General features: G+C 42.4%; 19 protein-coding genes. 2 read left to right on the top strand and 17 right to left on the bottom strand.

Annotation, left to right across the window (positions count from 1 at the left end; genetic code table 11):
* Nucleotides 1-74 precede the first annotated feature (74 nt).
* Both ACZZZC_RS09360 and ACZZZC_RS09355 read right to left on the bottom strand, forming a co-directional pair.
* Nucleotides 75-1,493, bottom strand: coding sequence for a sugar porter family MFS transporter (locus ACZZZC_RS09360; RefSeq protein WP_463487018.1), 1,419 nt, complete (start codon nucleotides 1,491-1,493; stop codon nucleotides 75-77).
* A gap of 5 nt (nucleotides 1,494-1,498) precedes the next feature.
* The gene (locus ACZZZC_RS09355; protein WP_463487017.1) at nucleotides 1,499-3,274 is read right to left on the bottom strand and encodes a class I mannose-6-phosphate isomerase; all 1,776 of its coding nucleotides are present in this window, start codon (nucleotides 3,272-3,274) and stop codon (nucleotides 1,499-1,501) included.
* A 425-nt stretch (nucleotides 3,275-3,699) separates the two neighbouring features.
* Between ACZZZC_RS09355 and ACZZZC_RS09350 the strand changes: the two genes are divergently transcribed.
* A complete protein-coding gene (locus ACZZZC_RS09350) occupies nucleotides 3,700-4,434 on the top strand; it encodes a GntR family transcriptional regulator (RefSeq protein ID WP_463487016.1) in 735 nt (244 codons plus the stop codon).
* A 502-nt stretch (nucleotides 4,435-4,936) separates the two neighbouring features.
* Here ACZZZC_RS09350 and ACZZZC_RS09345 read toward each other — a convergent pair.
* The 5 genes from ACZZZC_RS09345 to ACZZZC_RS09325 form a co-directional block, all read right to left on the bottom strand.
* The gene (locus tag ACZZZC_RS09345) at nucleotides 4,937-6,001 is read right to left on the bottom strand and encodes a DUF932 domain-containing protein (protein ID WP_463487015.1); all 1,065 of its coding nucleotides are present in this window, start codon (nucleotides 5,999-6,001) and stop codon (nucleotides 4,937-4,939) included.
* 3 nt (nucleotides 6,002-6,004) lie between these two features.
* Complete coding sequence (locus tag ACZZZC_RS09340) at nucleotides 6,005-6,184, bottom strand: hypothetical protein (RefSeq protein ID WP_463487014.1); 180 nt, start codon at nucleotides 6,182-6,184, stop codon at nucleotides 6,005-6,007.
* Between the two features lie 188 nt (nucleotides 6,185-6,372).
* Nucleotides 6,373-6,963, bottom strand: a complete 591-nt coding sequence (locus tag ACZZZC_RS09335; protein ID WP_463487013.1) for a hypothetical protein — start codon at nucleotides 6,961-6,963, stop codon at nucleotides 6,373-6,375.
* A gap of 685 nt (nucleotides 6,964-7,648) precedes the next feature.
* The gene (locus tag ACZZZC_RS09330; protein ID WP_463487012.1) at nucleotides 7,649-8,104 is read right to left on the bottom strand and encodes a JAB domain-containing protein; all 456 of its coding nucleotides are present in this window, start codon (nucleotides 8,102-8,104) and stop codon (nucleotides 7,649-7,651) included.
* A 478-nt stretch (nucleotides 8,105-8,582) separates the two neighbouring features.
* Nucleotides 8,583-9,185: a hypothetical protein gene (locus ACZZZC_RS09325; RefSeq protein WP_463487011.1), complete on the bottom strand. Its 603-nt coding sequence runs from the start codon at nucleotides 9,183-9,185 to the stop codon at nucleotides 8,583-8,585.
* A gap of 633 nt (nucleotides 9,186-9,818) precedes the next feature.
* Between ACZZZC_RS09325 and ACZZZC_RS09320 the strand changes: the two genes are divergently transcribed.
* The gene (locus ACZZZC_RS09320) at nucleotides 9,819-10,151 is read left to right on the top strand and encodes a YnfA family protein (RefSeq protein WP_463487010.1); all 333 of its coding nucleotides are present in this window, start codon (nucleotides 9,819-9,821) and stop codon (nucleotides 10,149-10,151) included.
* A gap of 3 nt (nucleotides 10,152-10,154) precedes the next feature.
* Here ACZZZC_RS09320 and arsB read toward each other — a convergent pair whose 3' ends face one another.
* The 10 genes from arsB to ACZZZC_RS09270 form a co-directional block, all read right to left on the bottom strand.
* Nucleotides 10,155-11,219: an ACR3 family arsenite efflux transporter gene (gene arsB, locus ACZZZC_RS09315; RefSeq protein WP_463487009.1), complete on the bottom strand. Its 1,065-nt coding sequence runs from the start codon at nucleotides 11,217-11,219 to the stop codon at nucleotides 10,155-10,157.
* A 1-nt stretch (nucleotide 11,220) separates the two neighbouring features.
* Nucleotides 11,221-11,640 carry an arsenate reductase ArsC gene (locus ACZZZC_RS09310; RefSeq protein ID WP_463487008.1) on the bottom strand — a complete coding sequence of 140 codons (420 nt, stop codon included), beginning with the start codon at nucleotides 11,638-11,640 and terminating at the stop codon, nucleotides 11,221-11,223.
* 11 nt (nucleotides 11,641-11,651) lie between these two features.
* The gene (locus ACZZZC_RS09305) at nucleotides 11,652-12,137 is read right to left on the bottom strand and encodes an N-acetyltransferase family protein (protein ID WP_463487007.1); all 486 of its coding nucleotides are present in this window, start codon (nucleotides 12,135-12,137) and stop codon (nucleotides 11,652-11,654) included.
* 9 nt (nucleotides 12,138-12,146) lie between these two features.
* Nucleotides 12,147-12,614, bottom strand: a complete 468-nt coding sequence (locus ACZZZC_RS09300) for a DUF6428 family protein (protein WP_463487006.1) — start codon at nucleotides 12,612-12,614, stop codon at nucleotides 12,147-12,149.
* Nucleotides 12,615-12,667: 53 nt separating this feature from the next.
* Nucleotides 12,668-12,997 carry an ArsR/SmtB family transcription factor gene (locus ACZZZC_RS09295; protein ID WP_463487005.1) on the bottom strand — a complete coding sequence of 110 codons (330 nt, stop codon included), beginning with the start codon at nucleotides 12,995-12,997 and terminating at the stop codon, nucleotides 12,668-12,670.
* 389 nt (nucleotides 12,998-13,386) lie between these two features.
* Nucleotides 13,387-15,474 carry a heavy metal translocating P-type ATPase gene (locus ACZZZC_RS09290; RefSeq protein ID WP_463487004.1) on the bottom strand — a complete coding sequence of 696 codons (2,088 nt, stop codon included), beginning with the start codon at nucleotides 15,472-15,474 and terminating at the stop codon, nucleotides 13,387-13,389.
* A 35-nt stretch (nucleotides 15,475-15,509) separates the two neighbouring features.
* Nucleotides 15,510-15,665 (bottom strand): hypothetical protein, encoded by a 156-nt coding sequence (locus ACZZZC_RS09285; protein ID WP_463487003.1) that lies wholly within the window; start codon nucleotides 15,663-15,665, stop codon nucleotides 15,510-15,512.
* Between the two features lie 51 nt (nucleotides 15,666-15,716).
* On the bottom strand, nucleotides 15,717-16,130 hold the full coding sequence (locus ACZZZC_RS09280) for a Fur family transcriptional regulator (protein WP_463487002.1): 414 nt from the start codon (nucleotides 16,128-16,130) through the stop codon (nucleotides 15,717-15,719).
* 2 nt (nucleotides 16,131-16,132) lie between these two features.
* Complete coding sequence (locus tag ACZZZC_RS09275; protein ID WP_463487001.1) at nucleotides 16,133-17,335, bottom strand: efflux RND transporter periplasmic adaptor subunit; 1,203 nt, start codon at nucleotides 17,333-17,335, stop codon at nucleotides 16,133-16,135.
* 2 nt (nucleotides 17,336-17,337) lie between these two features.
* Nucleotides 17,338-21,711: a CusA/CzcA family heavy metal efflux RND transporter gene (locus ACZZZC_RS09270; RefSeq protein WP_463487000.1), complete on the bottom strand. Its 4,374-nt coding sequence runs from the start codon at nucleotides 21,709-21,711 to the stop codon at nucleotides 17,338-17,340.
* Nucleotides 21,712-21,716 lie beyond the last annotated feature (5 nt).

The raw sequence follows: 21,716 nt of genomic DNA, 5'->3' as shown, positions 1-21,716 counted from the left end.
ACATTTAGATTTGTTAAGATGCTTTCGTGTGCATCGTAGATATTAGGTTAGATATTTTAGAGCTGGTAATAAGATTATTTAATTTCTTTCTTATAAGTGGATTGCCAATGTGCATCAATCTCCTCGAGTGAGCGGCCTTTGGTTTCAGGGATGAGTTTCCAGGTAAGGTATAATGCGGGTGAGCAACAGATGGCAAAAATCCAGAATGTCCATGCTGAACCAAGTCCCTCTAACATTATCGGAGTGAGTTGGCCAACAAAAAAGTTCCCTATCCATAGCGTAAGGGTAGCCAAGGACATGGCTTTGCCCCTAATTCCATTGGGAAAAATCTCCCCGATTACCACCCAACAAACAGGGCCAAAAGAAAACGCGAAACAGGCAATAAAGGCTAAAATGAAAATCAGAATCCAGGGACCGGAAATGATACCTGCCTGAAAAAGAATTCCAATGATGATTAAAGATACGACTGCGCCGCCTACGCCAATGTAGAGCAGGGGTTTCCTCCCCCATTTATCTACTGTAAAGATGGCTACAAAGGTGAAGATCACATTGACTAAGCCAATAGTAACCTGTCCACCCAAAGCATTGTTTAAAGTAAAACCTGCCTGTTCTAGAATCCTTGGCCCATAATAGATAACGGCATTGATTCCGCAAACCTGAGAGAGGAAAGGCAATAGTAATCCAATCCAAAGTGCTTTTCGGTATACCGGTTTAAAAAGCGTTTTAAGCGAACCATCCTCTTCATTTTCGTTTTGTGATAAGAAGGCTTTAACTTCGCTTTGAGCGGCCTTTTCCCCATCAATTTTGATTAAAATTTTGGTCGCTAAATCAGTACGTCCTTTTGTTAACAGCCATCTCGGGGATTCTGGAACCAGAAAAAGTGAAATTAAAAATATCAATGCCGGTACTCCGCCCAGACCAAGCATGGCTCTCCACACTTCTTCAGAAAATATACGCGTAGATTGGCTGCCATTAAAGTGGTCAGCTGCGTGATTGGCCAAATAGGCATTGCTAAAATATGCAGCTACAATTCCGATCGTTAACGCCAGTTGATAAAGGGAAACCATAGTACCACGAAGGCGCGAGGGGGCAAATTCGGATATATAAAGTGGAGATACCATAGAGGCGACGCCAATTCCGATGCCGCCTACCAGCCTGAAAACTATTAAAGCGGAAAAATTTGTGGCAAACATACAGCCTATGGCAGAAATCAAAAAAAGAAGTGCGGATAAAATCATCACTATTTTTCGTCCATAATGATCGCTCAGTTTACCTGATATACTGACGCCGATTATGCAGCCCAAAAGCGCACAACTCACAAACCAACCCTCACTTACTGCATCAAGTCCAAAGTCTCCTTTTACCAGACTAATGGTACCTGAAATTACTGCAGTATCAAAACCAAAAAGGAATCCGCCAAGGGCAGCAACCAGGCATATCAGGTACAAATATGTTTTGCTGTTTTTAACAGCCGTGTTTTCGGTGCTATTCATACTGCTTATTTTAAGAATGCTTTAATCACTTTTGCCCGTTGATTACCCTTGTTTGTGATTTTGTAAGTGCCGGCAGCTGCTGGAATCACGAATGTTTCAGCAAATGGAAAAGTCATGATGGTGCCATCGGCGGACTCAACTGCAATGGCAGTTCCTTCAACCAGCATAAGCACATGGCAAACATTATTGGTTTGTACTTCTATTTCGGTGTCAAACTCTAATCGATGAACATCATAGAAATGATCGGGATGAGTTGGTAGATGGTAACACATAAAACCATCACGTTCGAAAAGAATTGAAGGCTTGGAGATTAATTCTTGTTTAACTTTATCCCCTTTTCTGCTAAAGTCAAGGTTTTTAAATGCATGGTCGATATTGATAGGACGAGGTTTTCCGTTTAAATCCAATCTTACCCAATCATACATTTTAAAAGTAAAAATGTAAGGCGTTGCACTAATTTCTAGCACTAGGTTTTCTGCTCCTGCACTGTGAACTGTGCCGTTGGGAATCAAAAACAGATCGTGCTTTTTTGCCTGGTGAACCTGAACATATTTTTCAATATCAATTTCTTGATTCTCGGAATTACTTTTTTCTAATATTTCCCTGAATTCAGCAGGGTCAATATCATCCTGAAAACCAAGATATACCGAAGCATTTTCTTTACAATCCAGGATGTAATAGGTTTCATCCTGAGTAATATTTTCACCAAATTCACGCTGAATATATTTCAGGCTGGGATGGCATTGGATAGAAAGATTTCCACCATCAAAAGTATCCAGAAAATCAAACCGTATAGGAAATTCATCTCCAAACTTCGCGGCGTGATGGCCCAAAACGTTTTCATTATGCGTAAACATGAGCGCATCAAAAGAGACTTCTAAAAGAAGGCCCTCGCTTTCAAAAACGATCCCATTTTCAGGAACGATGAGCTCAAAAGACCAGGCGTAATTAACCTCATTTCTATCCAACTGGGGCATATGATTTTTCATCCATTGTCCACCCCAGGCTCCCGGCGCAAACCATGGGCGAGCTCTAAAAACAGAGGATGACATTTTGGTCAGGCCATCACGGATATCCTTCCCGTAGGCCCAGTTAATGATTTCCTCCCATTGTGCATCGACAAAAACATCAATTTGATCAATCAGCGCCTTTTTATGCTGGTTGAGGACTACCCAATCAACAAAATAAAAACGCTTATACATCTCCATCTGCTCACCAGGCTGATCCATTCCTAAATTGCAGACAGAACCGGCACTCATTCGATGTTGAAGTTCATTTTTTGGAAGGTCAACATAAATTACAGCGGCATTCCAATTGGATAGAGAAGCACCGCAGCCAGCGATTATATTGATATCAGCGGAGGAATCTTCATCAAGTTCACTTAAGGCATGGATATTGAAATAATCTGACAGTGCTAATGTTGTCTTTTTACCCCATACCGAATCATCTGCCCCCAAAAAAGGCGCAACCATATCATTTAACTCCAGTTCGGATTTTAAATAAGCGCTACTTTCAATGAGGTTTAAATTTAAACCCCTAGCACTTAATTCCTCCTTTAAAGCACAAATCAACCTAGTCCAATACACGCCGACATACCCGTCAATTACTATAGTTTTTTGTTCTACTATGTAATCGCAAAGCGATGAATAGCCATTGAATATTTTGTTGCCTCCAAGTGGATAATAGGGATAAATATCATAACCCTGCGGTTGATTGATTTCAATAATCCGATCAGGCATTATTTCCTGTTCGGTTTTTCTCATGGGCTCTTCTATCGACATAAATATTTAAAAAATGATAGGTGTTTGATTAATTTGTTTTTTTACAACATTTTGTATATACATAATATCAAAATTATCACAATTGCTATTGCATTTAGCTTGTCATGATAATTGTAAACCAAATAAATACGGAATAGCTAAGAATTAAATACACTTCGATAAAGACCTCTATATAAGTTAATTAAATGTTTTTTAACAAAATCATCCTCATAAATAAGATTTTTCAATAAATTTGGCTAAACCATACATTCTATAGTATGTATATACAAATGTATTATTTATAATTTGATCTCCTAGTAATTTGACTTTTTTTTTTAAATTATTTATTTCCATCGCGCGCACTAACGAATTCCGAGAACTCACGATGAAGTATTATGTATAGACATGCGTGAATGAGGTATATTTTTTTTATCATTGTGATGATTATGAAACTTAAAATCGATCATAAAAGCCAAATCCCTTTACACGTACAAGCAGAAGAACTGCTTAGAAGATTAATTGAATCACCGGAGTATATTGATGGAAAATTGTTACCGAACGAAGTTGAGCTCTCCAAAATTTTGAGCATTTCCCGCACAACACTTCGACAGTCCATTAATAAACTGGTCTATGATGGTCTGCTTAGCCGAAAAAAAGGTGTTGGCACCAGAGTGGTTGAATCCAAATCATTAAGCTCGAAATCCAAAAATTGGATGAGCTTTTCGCAGGAAATGAGTGCCAGAGGTATTCCAATCAGAAATTTCGAGCTGCATGTGAGCTGGGTGCATCCTGAAAAGAGGATTGCGAGCTTCTTCGGCATAAAAGAAGATAAAAAGATATTAAAGTTGGTCAGACTCAGGGGGCGACCAGAGGGGCCTTTCGTTTATTTCGAATCCTACTTTCACCCCATGGTTGGCCTAACAGGGGAAGAGGATTACAAAGCCCCTTTATACGAAATGCTTGAAAATGCACACGGAATCATCGCAATGGTTTCCAAAGAAGAAATCAGTGCATTACTGGCTGATGAGTTTATCGCTGAAAAACTTGAAACAGAAGTGGGCACTGCTGTTTTGTTCCGAAAAAGATTTGTCTACGACAACAATGAACGACCTATCGAGTATAATCTGGGGTATTATAAAGCAGACAGCTTTATTTACACAGTCGAAAGCCGGCGCGAGTAATTTTTAGTAATCCTGGGCAATTTGAACCAAAAAAGGAAAAATCAATCGTTTTCGTCATAAGCCAACACATTTTGCTAGTCAGACCCAAGAAACCAATTCGGAGCTGGTGGCGCTTATTTTATTGGTCCAACCAGCATAATGTGGAGAAACCAATCCACCCGACTCCTTCTCGCCAATTTACTATAGGTAGGTAAAATATTTACAACATATTTATTTCCGTAAGACGGCAAAAACATGTTCATGTATATCCGCTAATAGAAAGCTCCAGAAAACAGGTACTCAAAGTACAGTGAATATTTTTTCAGGCTTAATGCCAAGAAGCTTTCCGAAAGCATCCGGCTAAAGATTATCACGGCACTTCATCGGAGAAAGCTATTAATTTTAAATGGTTATAAGTTGAGATCTTTACTGAAACACATTGATGAGGAATGATATGACTTCAGGCGCGGAGCGCGCCTGGCAAATTCGAATAGTTAATCAAGTGGCTTAATAAGCCACCTGATTAACTAAGCTGGAATGTTCCAAGTGTCGCATAATCGGTGCATAAATCAAATGCTTTTTGCGAGCGCTGCAGACCTGTTCCGTGCATAATGCTTTTAAATTTTTGCTCCTCATTCTGAAAATTTCTGACATTTTGGAAGTAGCCAGTTACCGCGTTGTATGCCCCAAACAAAGTTCCTTTGGTGGTCTTTTCCATTTGTGAGGGTGCACTAAGGGCAAATTCATAAACATTCTCCACAATATTTAGGTAATGACTGGATAGGGTATATCTTTTATCTTCCTGTAGACTGGCGAGCACTTCTTTGCTTGGCGCCAAGGCAACTTCGATCAGTTGCTTTATATCCTTATCATTAATACGGATTTTTGCCCAGTAGTTATAAAGGTCTTCCATCTCCTGCCCCAGGCGGCTACTGATCCCCATCAATTGATGTGCTTGATTGAGCCTTTCATTTGCGCTGGAAGTGTGCCTGATTTTGATGGTATTGTACTGATTTTTCATAGCTGCATTTAAGGTGTTTTGACAAACGACCCTCACTGGCGTAAACGCTGCTGTAATACTTCCAAAACCATCATGGGAAGTGGTTAGGAATAGATACTGCTCAATCAGATCATCCCTGCCAACCCTGATATAGTCGGGAAGTTTTGCGGTAATAAAGACCCGTTCTCCTTTTCCTAAAGCACCTGCGGTTTCGTATTTTATGCCATCATCACTCCCCACAATATTGTCAAAGAAAGAAAAGGCTTCGATATTTTGCACGATTTGATAATCTTTACCCACGACCCCGAGTACCTCTTCCGTGTCCGTTCGGACATTGGCGTAGTAATTAGGGACGTTTACAGTAGGCTCAATTCCATCTGCAAGCGCATTAAGCAAGTCAAAGTTTGTATTGTCAAGGGTAAAAAGCGGGCGTTTTTCCACAGAATAGTTTAGCCCTGCAAATTGTAAAGCTTCGGCACTGGTCGGATAGTCTTCAATGATTGTACCCAGACTATGCCAAGCTTTTTCTTTTACGGAGAAGAAACTGTGTTTCTGCGTCCGCTCGTTGTAATATAGGTTATGCGCCATGGTTTAGTCTTTTAGGTTTATGGTTTTTGTGGTTAGGATTTCCGAATTAATCACCTTTACGTTTGGTGTATCGGTCATTAGAAATCTTGACTGCTTTTCCATTTCTTCTAATGAATGATTTACATTTTCATGCGCTGTTTGCACTTCGATGCGGACGATAAAAAATAGCTCTTCTGTTTTCATGATATTTTAGTTTTGGTACTGATTAAGAAATTGATTGTATTGGAGGTTAAAGGATATTGGATTTTCTTCCTGCAGGTTTTCAGCATATCCTTTCCAGTACAATTGATCGAGTAGTTCAAAAAATGCGGCATACATGGTTTTTGAGGATTTATTAAACCCCCGCCCTAACCGGGCAGGGGAAAAGGGAATTAAGCAGGAATTGTGATTTCAGCTTCAATTTCAGCGAGACGATTTGTACATAAATCACGGACAAATAGCGCTACCGCTTTAATGATTACGGGGTTTTTCGTTGAAAACTTGTTGCGTTTATCGTCTGTGATTTCAAGTTCACAGCCTTGATAATAATTTGAGGTGGTATCTTCGGCTTCTTGCTTTTGCTCAATCTCAAACTTATCGAGGTTGTCAATAGTGTGCACGAGTCTACCCCTTTGCACCATTCGGCGGTGTAATTCTTCGACCAATTTTAATGTACCTTCCAAGTTCAACGCCGTTTTTTCAGTTTTCCCATCAGCTATTTTTGGTTCGGTCTTATCTTCCTTAGCCTGTGAGAACTGAACGACTGCACCCTGGGAATTTTGCTCTTGGATATTTGCCTTTGTATTCTCGGTTTTCGAATCGCCTGCGATTTCCTCTTTTTTTGGTTCATCTTTTATAGGTATCCTATTATCAGTGTTTAGATTTGCTTTGCCTGCCAAGGGTTGATAGAATGGATTCTTTGCGGTTTTGATATCTAAAAATTCGGCTTTTCCGTTGGCGTTATTGATACTTTGATTTTTCATGATTTCTGATTTTAATATTGAAAATAAATTGATTAATGATCTCCCTATTCGGGGCAATGTTTCCTGTGCGCTCCGAGTGGCGCGGGGTTTGGGTTGGTGGGCTTCTGTCTTTTAATGGGTCCATGGCTTAATTATTTTTTGTTCAAAGTCAGTCGGCAGGAGCCTCCTGGCTTTTTGTTAAGCCACCTCTCCTTGAAACAATCCAGATTGCAAGGCAAGACTTTGCGAAAAACAAATACGCTTTGGAGCGCAGCGAGAAAGGAAGACTTTTTTTTCGGCAAACCCTTTAGGGACCGGTCTTTCCGGCAAGCGGATTGTTCAGAAATTTGCTACTCAAAATGCCTACAGGTACTTTATTGTAGTGGAAATCTTAAACAGATGAAGGGGAAGATCTGATGATGGGTGTAGAAAAAATAAGGCAAAGCTAAAGGAGTAGGAAGTATTTAAAAAAAATTGCGTGAGATGCTTTGTGTGATTAACTTAGTCCTTGAGAGCGTTAATTTAGATAAACGGATTTATGGCCATGGCTGTATTTCCGTTTTTTGGTTTAGATCTCTTGCACAGATGTCTATTCATGATGGGCGCTATAAGTATGCTTTGAAAGAAGAATCCGCGGGCAGCAGGTATAATTATAACATGAATAAAAAATAAGCTTCTGCAAACAATGCTGCAGAAGCTTTGAAATTTACATCATTCCCTCATCCATAAAACTGTAATATCCATCGCTGCAAACAATAATATGGTCGAGTATCTGAAGATCAAGCAATTTACCAGCCTCGGCGAGCTTTTTGGTCAATTTGATATCGGCCTCGCTCGGGCTTGATTCTCCTGAAGGATGGCTATGAGAAAGAATGATACCACTGGCGCAGGCTTTTAGTGCGACAGCGAAGATGATTTTGGGATCGGCAATTGTGCCGGACATTCCGCCCTGAGATATATTGACAATACCAAGCACCCTGTTTCTGCGGTTGAGCAAAATGATTTTAAATTCCTCCACAAGTTCAATTTTGTTGAGGTCCCAATTACTGATCAGTACCTGGTAAGCTTTGTTTGCACTATCGATCTGTGGTCGCTCTATAGATTTAAATTGTGGCTTATAGCTGATTTCGATTTCAGCAAGCTGATAAAACGAGTTTTCCATAATATTTTGAAGTAATTATGGTACAAGCAAAGGTTTTAGGGTTGCCAAAGCAAAAGAAGCAACGGAATAAATGGAAAGGAGTGCAAGGGCCACAGGAGGGTTTATGCCGGAATTTCTTTTTGCGTGCCAACCCTCATAACCTAAATTGGTACCCTGATTAAATGCACCCCCTTGACGTAAATGATGTCAAAAATTTATGCCCTATCCCTGGGAGTTAGCAGGCACATACAATCAAATATATTCAGGCTGTTTATCCGTAACTTACACTATTGCCCAGGGTCCGGATTTATGGGGATAACCGGAGTGATTCTCAAAAGGCCCTGACCAGGAATACTCCTTCTAAATCCTGCTGTTGAAAACTTTAAGTTTGCTTGATGAGATTCGGCCGTGTATTAGTAAGGCAAACTCGCAACAAAGCAGAATCTGATATTCCGGGGCGGGCCACCTGGAATATCACATTCAAATGAAATCAAAGATGTCAGAAAAGGCTAAGCTGAACCTTTGATATTTCCAAACTCGCGATACTTTTTAATGTTGCAAGAATAATTTTCTGGTTATAGTTTGTTGCGTCACTATTGCCCACTTTTTCCGAAATCATATTTTTGAGTTTTCCCACGGCGTGGGTTAATGCCTCTTCTCTGGATCTGAAAATGGGATCGTACACACAGATACCTGAGGAGGATCCAGCAGTTCCATAAGATACACTTATCCCGTAAGTCCACATTTGATTTGGTCCGCGACCCAGGGTAATGGTGCTGTAACTTCCGTAACGGTCATTTTCAGTTAAGCCAAAACGAAGTTCCTCCTGCTCCATGAATGACGGTCTAACCAGCCAACCGTATTCATCTAATGTAATATTGGTAAAGCCAAACTGCAATCCCTTGCGATAAGCATAAACGTTAAAGATGATGGATCTAAGCCTGTCTCCAAACTGTGCAAACCAGGCGAGTTGTTTAATATCCTTTCTATGAATGGCTTGCAGGATTTCGTTGAGGAGATCTCTTTCATAATTGATATGATTATGATCATTGAGATACTGAGTTACACTGCGATCATTTAGCAATTCTGATGGTTTTTCCATAACAATATTTATTTTTATTGCTCATTCCGCTCGCGGACTGCTTATCTGCTCAAGGTCGGCGCAGCCGTTTATACACCCTTGAACGATAATAGCAGCTCAGCGATAGCTTTGCAGATTAGAAAATAAAGGAGATTGAAAAAATACATCTGTTTCAAAACGTCGCAGAAAACAAGTCAGATGGCTTGAGGGTTTCAAAAGTATCTTCAAATTGAAAAACGTGTAAAAAAATATATTTTTGAAGTATATGACTCTATTCCCGCTGGGGATCACGAGAGATTTCTAGGCTTTATACGGGAAGATACCATTTGGGATTTTTTTTTGTGAACAGACACTAAAGGGGAAAGAGGCGTTGAGGAAAAATTTGATAAAAACTACGTTGTGCTTTCTAAACTTCATGTGAGTCAATTGATTGCCGAAAATGATTGGCACCAAACAGAGGTGTTTATTTGTCGCTATTCTTCTGTTCTGTAACTTTGTTATGATATGGTGAGCTAAAACTTTAAGGTTTTGCGTTACGAACGTGGCCGTTGGACAACTCAATACTAGCTCAAAAGAAGACATATAGTGAAAATCGACGGTTTCTGCAGTCGATTTTTTTGTTTTACAATCTTCCGTTAATCCTATATTTGATGTATGGAGATTATAAAATCATTATCAATATTCGTTTTGGCTGGGCTATGTGAAATTGGCGGTGGCTACCTTATATGGCTATGGCTTAAAGAAGGCAAACCATTATGGTACGGGATTATTGGAGCTATTATACTGGTTGCTTATGGCGTAGTCGCAACTTGGCAGTCTGCAAACTTTGGTAGGGTATATGCTACTTATGGTGGTGTATTCATTATAATGGCATTGGTGTGGGCATGGAAAGTCGACGGGTTCAAGCCAGATAAATACGATGTTATTGGTGCCACAGTCGCACTAATCGGTGTCTGCATTATAATCTATGCACCAAGACCCGCATAGAAATTAGCGGGTATAGTACTTCTTACGAAACCAGAATGCGAGATTGACTAGCGCAATCAATGCAGGTACTTCTACCAATGGCCCGATCACTCCTGCAAACGCTTGTCCTGAGTTGATCCCAAAAACCCCAATGGCAACGGCAATCGCCAGCTCAAAGTTGTTTCCGGTTGCAGTAAAAGCAATAGAGGCGCTTCTTGAATAATCCGCACCAAAGTATTTTCCGGCAAAAAAGCTAACCACGAACATGATTGAAAAGTAGATCACAAGTGGAATCGCAATACGCACGACATCCATTGGAATCTGTACAATCAGGTTACCCTTTATACTGAACATGATCACAATGGTAAAAAGCAAAGCAATTAAGGTAATGGGGGATATCATCGGAACAAACTTATCCCGGAACCAATCTTCACCCTTCACTTTGATTAAAGAGTATCTACTAATAATCCCCATGGCAAATGGCAGACCGAGATATATGCCGACACTTTTGGCTATTTCAAAAATCGTAATATTTACTTCCAAGCTTTTCAGGCCGAGGTATGGTGGCAATACGGTAATGAAAACATAGGCAAAAACGCTGTATAACAATACCTGAAAGATACTATTCAATGCAATTAGACCTGCCGCGTATTCGCGATTTCCCTCTGCCAGCTCATTCCAAACTACCACCATGGCAATACAACGGGCAAGTCCGATAAGGATAAGGCCAACCATATATTCGGGATAATCCCTTAAAAAAGTTATGGCCAAAAAGAACATCAACAGTGGACCGATGACCCAGTTCAACACTAGTGAAACGGTCAGAACCCTTATATCCTTGAACACCTCACCCATCTTCTCATATCTCACCTTTGCAAGTGGCGGGTACATCATCAGAATCAGTCCAATAGCCAGTGGTATGTTCGTTGTTCCACTTGAAAAGGAATTGATCACCTTCGACGAAGAAGGAATAAAATAGCCTATTCCCACTCCAATAGCCATCGCCGTGAATATCCAAAGCGTGAGGTAACGGTCAAGGAAACCCAGTTTTTTACGCGCAACGGCAGGCGCACATTTGTTCGCTGACATCTTAACGTTTTAAGTTCTCGTTAACAAAGTTCTGCGCATATTTGCGGATCATTTCCCTTACTTCACGGAACTGTTCCATCACTTCTTCTTCGGTGCCAGTTGCTTTTGCAGGATCTGGAAAGTTATAATGGAACTTTACCGCATTGGTGGGGAAATAGGGACAGCTTTCCTTTGCATTATCGCAAACGGTGATCACGTAGTCAAAATTGATACCCATGTATTCATCAATATTGTTTGAAGTATGTCCAGAAATGTCTATTCCATCCCTTTTCATGATCTCAATGGCCTTTGGATTAACTCCATGGGTTTCAATTCCCGCACTGTAGATTTCCGCTTTATCTCTGGCAAAATGTCTTAAATAGCCTTCTGCAATCTGGCTCCTGCAACTGTTTCCCGTGCAGAGCACTAATATTTTCTTCATAAATTTTATTGTTAAATGATAGTTTTACTTCTTCTTTCCAGCAGCACCGTGTCCCTCCAAACCCCGTTCTGCTTTCCAATCTTCTCTCTAATTCCAAGCGTTCTGAAACCTGCCTTTTCATGGATGCGAAGGCTACCGATGTTCTCTGGAAATATACCTGCCTGTAATGTCCATATTCCTACTGTCTCACTCAAAGCAACAAGTTCTTCTAAAAGTGCAAGCCCAATTCCGTTTCCAGATTGTTTGGGGTCAATATATACGCTGACTTTGGCTACCCCGGCATATACGCAACGTGAAGAAACAGGGGTCAATGCTGCCCATCCGACCAAACTTCCATTTTCTTCAGCAACAATTCTGCAAGTGCCAAGATGTGAAGTGTCCCATTCTTCCCAAGATGGTGCGCTCGTTTGGAAAGTGGCGTTGCCTGTAGCAATGCCTTTTTCGTATATTGATTTCACCGAACCCCAATCCCTTGGTAATAAGTTTCTTATTTCCATAACAACGGATTAACAGCAACCACCTCCAGGAGTACAGCTATTCGCCGCCCCTGCTAGGTTAACCATTGCTTTTTTTGGTGTTTCTTCAACACCACAAGCTTCCCTTGCAAGGCAAGCTGTCTGCTTGGCAAGCAGCAAAAAGTTTGTACCGTCATAGTCAAGATCATATTTCCCAATGGTTCCAGATTGGTATTCCACTTCTATTTCCAGGTCTTCCATGCCCAACACCTTTTCTGAAAGGGAAATAATATTCAACAGTTTGCCTGCTTTTAAGCGGTGCTCATAGTCATCGGCATCCCAAAGCTGGAAGTTCGCGACTTTTTCATGGCGTACCTTGCCTCCACAATCGATAAAGTCTTTGGTAATGATTCCCACTTCTGTAACGTGAAAGTGCTCTGGTACAGCTTCACCGTTCTCGACCCTAAAGTTAACTGCTTCAGCGGTTGCCAAGATGGTTTTGATTTCTGATAGTTTCATATATTCTCTATTTATGTATCGTAATTTTGCGATAGATTTGCTCAAAAAAAGGGTTAGCAACAGCCTTTAGGATCTACATAAGAACCCATAAAGTCTCCAAAAAGATTTTGTAAAAGGCTCCATGTTTTCGGCTCTATGCAATAGCATACCTTCACCCCATCGATCGTTCCCTGGATGATACCCGCATTTTTGAGCTCTTTCAGATGCTGTGAGATCGTTGCCTGTGCAAGACCAAGCTCTTCTACAAGGTCTCCGCATATACAGGCATTCGAAGATATGATCTGCTGCAATATCGCAATGCGGGCAGGATGTGCAATCGCTTTCAAAAGCATTGAAAGCTCGTTCTGTTCCTTAGTAAAAATTTCTGTTTTGGTAAGTCCCATAATTTTATATCGCAATATTACGATAAGAAATTTAAAAATAAAATTTTTGCATAAATGAAAATCTTTTTTTTGAAGGGGTAAAGCACATAAAAGCGGAACTAAAGTTCCAGCCGTTTAGTACAATGAGTCTAGTGGCTCTAAGAACTCATCCCTCTTAAAATTTCGACAGGAAAGTTTTCCATCAATTCATATGTGAAAAGTAGAAATGCCTTAATTTCAAAAAGGCAGCAAACAAGAAAAGCAAAATCAGTATCCAATAAACAACCACCATTAAAGTTTTTTTAGGAAATTGCTGCGATGTTTTTCTCTTATATGCGGAGGCTGTTTTATTCTTTGGTTGATTAGGTTTACCCATAATAGTCTGCGTGTTTCCTACCTATCCATCTTCCTCAAGCTGCTCTCTCTCTGGCCTTTTTCGAATTTTTATGTGTGCTATCATATCCAAGCAGCCTTAGTGCATTGAACACAACAATTAAGGTAGAACCCTCGTGCGCAATTACCGCCGGACCAATTGAGGCGATGCCCAAAATAGTCAAGGGAATCAATGCTGCTACAACACCCAGCGAAATCCATAGATTCTGCTTGATAATACCTCGGGCTTTCCGGCTGAGACCAATCGCAAATGGCAGGCTCTCTAAGCGATCCCCCATCAGGGCAATCTCAGCGGTCTCCAATGCGACATCCGATCCAGCAGCACCCATTGCAATACCTACGGTGCTTTTCGCCATTGCCGGCGCATCATTCACCCCATCCCCGACCATAGCAACCATTTTTTCCGACTTCACTAATTTCTGTATAGCTTTCACCTTGTCTTCAGGCATAAGGTCTCCCCAGCTTTCAGTTACGCCAATTTGTTTTGCAACCGCATCTGCCACTTGTTGGTTATCCCCGGTTAGCATAACCATCTTTTTAATACCTAGAAAAGTGAGGTCAGCAAGCGCTCGCTTAGCTTCTTTACGTGGAACGTCCATTAGCGAAAGAACGCCAATAAAATCGTTTTCCATTTTTACCAACATAGAAGTATGACCGTCTTTCTCCAGCCCCTCTATCTGGGAAAGAATTTCCTGAGGAACCATATCTTTCTCAAATAAGGCCTTATTGCCAATGAATATCTTTTTTGTTCCGACATTTGCCTGAACTCCCCTGCCAACAATTCCTTTAACATTTGTGGCCTCAGGAATTTTAATGTTCTTAAATTTCTCCATTGCACCCTTTACAATAGCCTCCGCAAGCGGATGATCACTTAGTTTTTCCACCGCAACTACAATACTCAAAAGATCTTCCTCACTGATTCCATTAAGTGGAATCACATTAATCAGTGCAGGTTTTCCTTCCGTTAGCGTACCGGTTTTGTCAAATGCAATTGCATTTAATGAACCAAGGTCTTCAAGTGGCCTTCCACCTTTTATCAATACGCCCGCTCTGGCGGCACGTGCCACACCACTCAGTACTGCGCTGGGCGTAGAAATGGCAAGCGCACAGGGGCTGGATGCAACCAGAACGGCCATGGCCCTGTAAAAGCTTTTGGCAAAAGGTTCATCGATGATGAGAAACGCAAAACAAAGTAGTGTCACCAATATCAGCACAGCAGGGACAAAATACTTTTCGAACTTGTCTGTAAACAGCTGGGTCGGCGACTTTTGTTTTTGCGCTTCATTAACCATTTTTACGAGTCTGGATATCGTAGAGTCCTTGGCTTCTTTAATGACTTTCACCTCCAGTGCAGAGGAGCCGTTGATGGTTCCGGCAAACACTCTAAAACTGTTTTTTATATTTTTCTCGTTTGAATAATCCTTATCGGCATCCGGAACGGGGTATTTTTCGACAGGAATGCTTTCTCCGGTAATTGGCGCCTGATTTACGCTTCCTTCGCCCTTGACGACCACTCCATCGGCTGGGATTTTGCTATTTGGTTTTATGATAATGATTTCGCCAACCTTTAATTCTTCAATACGAACTTCGAGCTGTTTTCCGTCCCTTACCACAATGGCAACAGGGGGAGCGAGGCTTGTCAGTGCCTCAATAGATTTTCTGGCCTTACCCATAGCATAATGCTCAAGGGAATGTCCAAGGCTGAAAAGAAACAGCAATAATGCTCCTTCCACCCATGCACCAAGGACCGCCGCTCCAATAGCTGCAACCAGCATTAGAAAATCAATTTCAAACCCGCCTTTCATGATCGTTTCAACAGCTTCTTTTGCGGTGAAGAAACCGCCAAAGAAATAGGCAACAACATAGAGTGAAAGGCTCGCCCATTCGGGAATGCCATTTACAAAAGACAGGCCAAAGCCGGCTCCAAGTGCTATTCCACAGATTCCAGCGAAAATCAGTTCGGTATTTTTTCCGAATATGCCCCCATGTTCATGTTCATGATCATGCTCCTGCAAGTTCTCTTTGGAATGCTTGTGATTTTTAGAATTTCCACCTTCTTTAGAAGCTAGTTCCTTATCCAATATTTTTTTTTGTTGCTTTTTCATTTTCATGGTCATTCTTATCCTTCGGCATCCACAAATCAGTTTTCTGCCTGTTCTATTCCTTTTTTGAGCGCTGCATCTTTTGCCATATCTTTTTCGCAAACCCATACTGCAGCGATTTCCAGGGCCTTCTCCCGGACCTTGGGCTTTAACTCAGATAATTGAAGATCGAAATCCTTAAGCCCGTTTTCCATATAATTTTACGTAAATGTAGCTATGGTTAACATGCAATCGTATTGCATTGTTCAAGCCCTGCAATTGCCACATATCCCCTTGATGATTAGCTGTGTTTCTTTGGCACTGTAGAAGGATGGCAACGACACTTCCGGAACAGAAATTTTAGGCAAGCAATGCGTTTCCTGACATACGGTGCAATAAAAATGCACATGCAGATCCTGATGGCCCGCAACACTACATTCCGGGGAACATATAGCGAACTTGGTCACACCGCTTCCATCATCAATCCGATGTACCAGGCCATTTTCCTCAAAGGTCCTGATCGTTCGATAAAGTGTCACCCGGTCTGTATGGTCCATATTCAGTTCCATATCGGTTAAGCTCTGCGCCGAGGATTGGACGAACAGGAAATCCAGGATCAAAATCCGCATAGCCGTTGGCTTGATCTGTTTCTCTATCAATATTTTTTCTAGATCTGCCATCGCTATTCCTCCTCTTCGCCACCGGAACCTTTGGACTGAAGATAAAATGCTCCTTTTGTTACCACCCTGGTATTCTTTTCCAGTTCTACTAAAGGCGTTACCTGAACAAACCCAAGTTCGGAAACCCCGGTTTTTACCTCGACCTTCGTAAACTGCAGCGCCTGTGTTTTGGAATCACCTTTACCAGACTCGGCAATAAAAATATATTGCTTGCCCGCTGAGCGCACTACTGCCTCAACAGGTAGCGATGGCATTAACTGGTTCCCTGTGCTGATCAGCGCTGTCACATACATCCCTGGTATCAGGTTCTTGCCTGAAGCGTTATCAATTACCGCATGCACAATAACGCCCTTGCTTTCATTCTGAAAGGATTTATTGATTCCGTTGATGCTTCCGGTAATCACTTGATTGCCTTGGTTGGTCAACTGAAAGTTTACTCTTTGGCCAATCTTGACTGACATCAGGTCCTTCTCAAAAACGGTCAGGTCACAGTGTATCTTTGAATTGTCCACCACCTCCATGATCGAGGTTCCCGGCTGTACAAAAGCGCCGGTATTTTCTATGATCTGCCCGACAGTGCCCTTAATTGGTGAAGTTACCGGAAACTGTGAAATTATCCTGCCTTTTGCGATGCTCACTGCAGAAACCCCGAGTTGATTGAGCTGGCTTTCATAGGCACGGAGCTTCGACTTTTCGGCGTTATAGGTGGCCTCAGAAGATTGGAAGGATTTTCCTGTTCCTGCTCCCGCTTCCTGAAGTTTTCTCTGACGTTCATATTCTGCCTGGATATAGGTAAAGTTGTTCTTAGCAGAAAGATAATCCTGCTGTATTTTGATCAGATCCTGATTATTGATGACAGCTAACACTTGGCCCTTTTTCACCTGCTGCCCTTCGAGAACGTTGATACGCACGATAATACCCCCGGAAAGAATGCTCACATCTGCCTTGTTCTGGGGTGGCACTTCCAGCTGTCCATTGGCTTTTACGACAGAGGCCAGGTTCCGGTTCTCCATGTAACCGACCTCAATTCCAACCGTCTTCATCTGGGCCGGAGTCAATTCCAACAGACCTACCTCTTCTTCCTTATTCTCCTGTTTTACCGTGTCTGCAGGTTCATCTTTTTTAATGTCACCGGAACAGGCTGATAACAGACCAATACTGATCATGGAAATCAGCGCTATATTTTTTATTTTGTGGATATACATAATTAGTTTCCTTTAAGATACTGTAATTGGATGGCCGATTGATTGAGCCTGCTCAGTGCTTCTAGGTAGGCAAGCTTTGTCTGCACGGCTCCTGATATGTGCTGTGTGTATTCCAGATAGCCAATTTCGCCAAGATCGAAAGACACTTGTGCAATCCTGGTCTGTTCCTCGGCAAGTTTAAGACCTGTTGATCTGTAGAAATCAACTTGTTTTTTAAAAGACTCGTATCGCTGGGTCTCCTGGATGAAAGCAAGGCTTACTTGTGATTGTATGCTTTCGTAATTTGACCTGGCCACTTGAATAGCAAGTTTTTCTGCACTAACCCTGGAGCGGCCCGCTCCATTAAAGATTGGAACGGCGAGGCCTATCTGAAATCCGGCAATTCTTGTACCCGGTGAATAGGTCCTGGATATACCTGCGGGATTGAATCCTGAAACCAGCATTTGCTGGCTATAACCAACTGAAAAATCAGGTAGCAACCGGGATTTTTCTACGGCTAGCCTCGCGTTTGCAACCTCGATGTTCTGCATTTCGATTCGGGCCTGGGGGTTAGATGAAAGATCACCGTTCAAACCTGTAGGTTCACCTTGAATCATGAGATCGCTAACAGCAACCAGGATTGGTCCTTTGATATTGATCAGCTGGCGCAGCAGCGCCTCGCTGTTGTTCAGTTCTGCCTGGCTGTTTATCCTAATCGTCTGTACTTCCTGAAATTTGGTCTGGGCGCTGATCAGTTCCAGTTTGGAAGTTTCACCGGTCTTCCATCTCACTTCAGCTTTTTTTACAAACCTGGCATATAAACTATCCTGAACGCTGAGTATCCTCAGGGTTTCCCGGTTCAGTTGATGGCTATACCAAGCATTGCGTACATTACGGATAATCTCAGTTTCTAATGATCGGCTACCTTGTTCTGCCAGCACCGCCTGCTCTTTGAGGAGTTTTTTATTATTCCGATAAAGCCCCGGCCAGGCAATATTCTGTGTAATGCCCAGAGAATTGTCCATGTTGCCACCACTGGTGGGATCCTGGGTAAGCAGAAGTTCAGTTTTGGGGATATCCGATCCCGATTTTTGCAATGCCCTTGCCTGATCTATCGAAAGTCTCGATGTTCTGATCTGGAGATTATTTTTCAAGGCCATACTAATAGCACTATCGAGAGTAAGCGGAGTAGACTGTTGTGCCTTTATTGCTACAGGCAGGAAGAAAAAAATACCTATGAATAACAGTAATGTCAACAGGGGCTTAGTTAGGCTTTTTTTGATATTACCAATCTTATTAAATAAAAGGTAGAGACAAGGCAGCACAAACAGGGTCAGTAACGTGGCGGTGATCAGTCCGCCGATCACAACTGTGGCCAAGGGTTTCTGCACTTCTGCGCCTGCGCTGGAAGAAAGGGCCATAGGAAGAAATCCTAATGAGGCCACAGAGGCGGTCATCAGTACCGGTCGTAGCCGAGTTTTAGTCCCAAGCATCACCCGTTCATAAATATCGTCTATTCCCTCGTCACGGAGTTGATTAAAGTACCCAATTAGAACAATTCCATTAAGAACAGCTACCCCGAAAAGGGCAATGAAGCCAACTCCGGCGGAAATACTGAAAGGCATGCCACGAAAGAGCAATGCCGCAATACCTCCCATTGAAGCAAGTGGAACCGCCGTAAAAATCAAAAGGCTGTCCTTTACGGACCGGAATGTAATGTAAAGCAACAACAAAATAAGAACCAAAGCTGCTGGAACAGCTATTGACAGACGCTCTTTAGCTGCCTCCAGGTTCTGGAACTGCCCACCGTAAGTGGTGTAATACCCACTCGGAAGCTTCAGCTCCCGTTCAAGTTTTTCCTGTATTTCTTTCACTGTTGACTCCACATCGCGTCCTTTCACGTTGAATCCAACATATATCCTCCTATTTCCATCCTCGCGGGATACCTGGGCTGGCGCGTCCTTAAACTCAATGTCGGCCACCTGGTTGAGGGGCACCTTGCTTCCCGATGGTATGGGTATAAGCAGATTTTCCACCCCGGAAATATTCTCCCGAAGATCTCTGTTTAGCCTGACGACCATATCGAATCTTTTTTCGCCCTCGAATACCACGCCTGCAACGCTGCCGGCAAATGCAGTCTTCAGAATGGAGTTGACATGCTGTATATTAAGGCCATATTGGGCCATCTTGTCGCGGTTGTATGCAACCTGTATCTGTGGCAGGCCGTTGACCTTTTCTATGTAAGGTTCTTCAACGCCCTTCACGGGCGAGATGAGTTTAGCAATTTTTTGCGCCTGCTGGGCAAGAATGTCCAGATCACTCCCATAAATTTTGATAGCCACATCCTGCCTGATTCCCGTCATCAGTTCATTAAAACGCATCTGCATGGGTTGCGATATTTCGACACTGATTCCCGGTATGAGAGCCAGTTCCGCTTCCATCTGCTCCATAAGTTCTTCCTTGGTCTTGGCTGATGTCCATTCTTCCTTTGGCTTCATTGAAAGCATCATATCACCTTTTTCCATGGGCATGGGGTCAGTGGGTATTTCGGAGCTTCCGATCCGTGTTACCGCTTGTTTGATTTCCGGAAACTTATTTTTTAGCAGTTTTTCGGCTTTCCCGAAAGTCTTCACCACTTCTGACAGGGAGGTACCTTGCATCATGGAGATTTCAACCGTTAAGTCGCCCTCTTCAAGTGTGGGAATGAATTCTCCGCCCATATTTTTAAAAGCCCAGATCGAAAAGACAAAAAGTACTACAACTATGGCGACCGTTACCCTCTTCCATCTCAGTATAAACACAAGCAGTGTTTTATAGCCCCGCTGAAAATAGGCGATCATCCGATCTGAAAAAGTTGTTTTATGCTCGGTACTTTTGGAAAGGAAAAGTGCGCTGGCCATCGGGACATAAGTAAGGGAAAGAATAAAGGCGCCGATTATGGCAAATACCACGGTTTGCGCCATTGGCTTAAACATCTTGCCCTCAATTCCTACAAGGGCCAGTAACGGCAGATAAACAATAAGAATAATGATTTCACCAAAAGCAGCGCTGCTCCTGATCTTTGACGATGCCTCATACACCGCATCAGCCATTTGATCTCTGTTGAGTTTCTTGATCCCCGGAAAGAGATTATTTTCGGTAAGACGAAATATGATCGCCTCAACAATGATTACCGCTCCGTCAACGATCAGCCCGAAATCGATGGCGCCAAGGCTCATTAGATTTCCCGAAACACCGAATATCTTCATCATGGTAAAAGCGAACAGCATTGCAAGTGGAATCACAGAAGCAACCACTAGGCCCGCCCGCCAATTTCCAAGTAATAAGACAAGTACGAGGATTACGATCAAAGCACCTTCCAGGAGGTTTTGCCTAACGGTACTGATTGCCCGGCCAACCAGTTCGGTGCGATCGATAAAAGGTTCGATCACAACACCTTCCGGCAATGACTTTTGGATTTGCGTCATCCTTTCTTTTACGTTCTGGATGACCTCGCTAAAGTTTTCTCCCTTTAGCATTAGGGTTACGCCAGCAACCACCTCACCTTCACCATTTCGGGTCACCGCGCCATATCTAGTTGCACTTCCAAATTGCACGACTGCTACATCTCGGACGAGGATAGGTGAACCATTCCGGTTTTTGACCACGATCTTCCTGATATCATTAAGATTTTGAACCTGGCCCAGGCCTCGAATAAAGTAGGCATTCTGCTGCTGCTCGATGTAAGAACCACCGGTATTCTCGTTATTCTTTTCAAGAGCTTCATAAATTTCCGGAATGGTAAGCCCCAAGGAATTCAGCTTATCGTTGTCAAGCGCTATTTCATATTGCTTTACATAGCCGCCCCACCCGCTGACTTCTGCGACGCCAACGGTTCCGGCCAGCTGGGTACGTACAAGCCAGTCCTGAAGGGTACGCAGGTCTGTTGGTGTATATTTGTCTTCATACCCCTTTTTAGGATGTATGACGTATTGATAGATTTCCCCTAACCCTGTGCTTATAGGAGCCAGCATGGGTTCCGCCATACCTTTTGGAATGGAGCTTTCTGCCTCTTTCAATTGCGCGTTGACTTGGGTTCTCGCCCAATAGATATCAGTGTCATCGTGAAAAACAATTGTAATAACCGAAATGCCGGACCGGGAAATTGAGCGTCTTTCCACTATCCCGGAAATATTGGCCATTGAAAGCTCAATTGGTGCAGTAATGAACTGCTCGATTTCCTGTGCACCGAGGCTTGGTGCCTGCGTAATGATTTGTACCTGATTATTGGTTATATCCGGCTGGGCATCGATAGGCAAATGGTAGGCAGCATATATTCCGACTAAGATCAGCCCGAATGTCGCAAGCCCAATAGTCAATTTGTTCTTTATGGAGAACAATATTATTTTATCAAACATGAAAT

Source organism: Pedobacter sp. AC212 (genome assembly GCF_979258625.1).
Note: the sequence above shows the minus strand (reverse complement) of the source record. Positions and strands in the feature narration are given on the sequence as shown.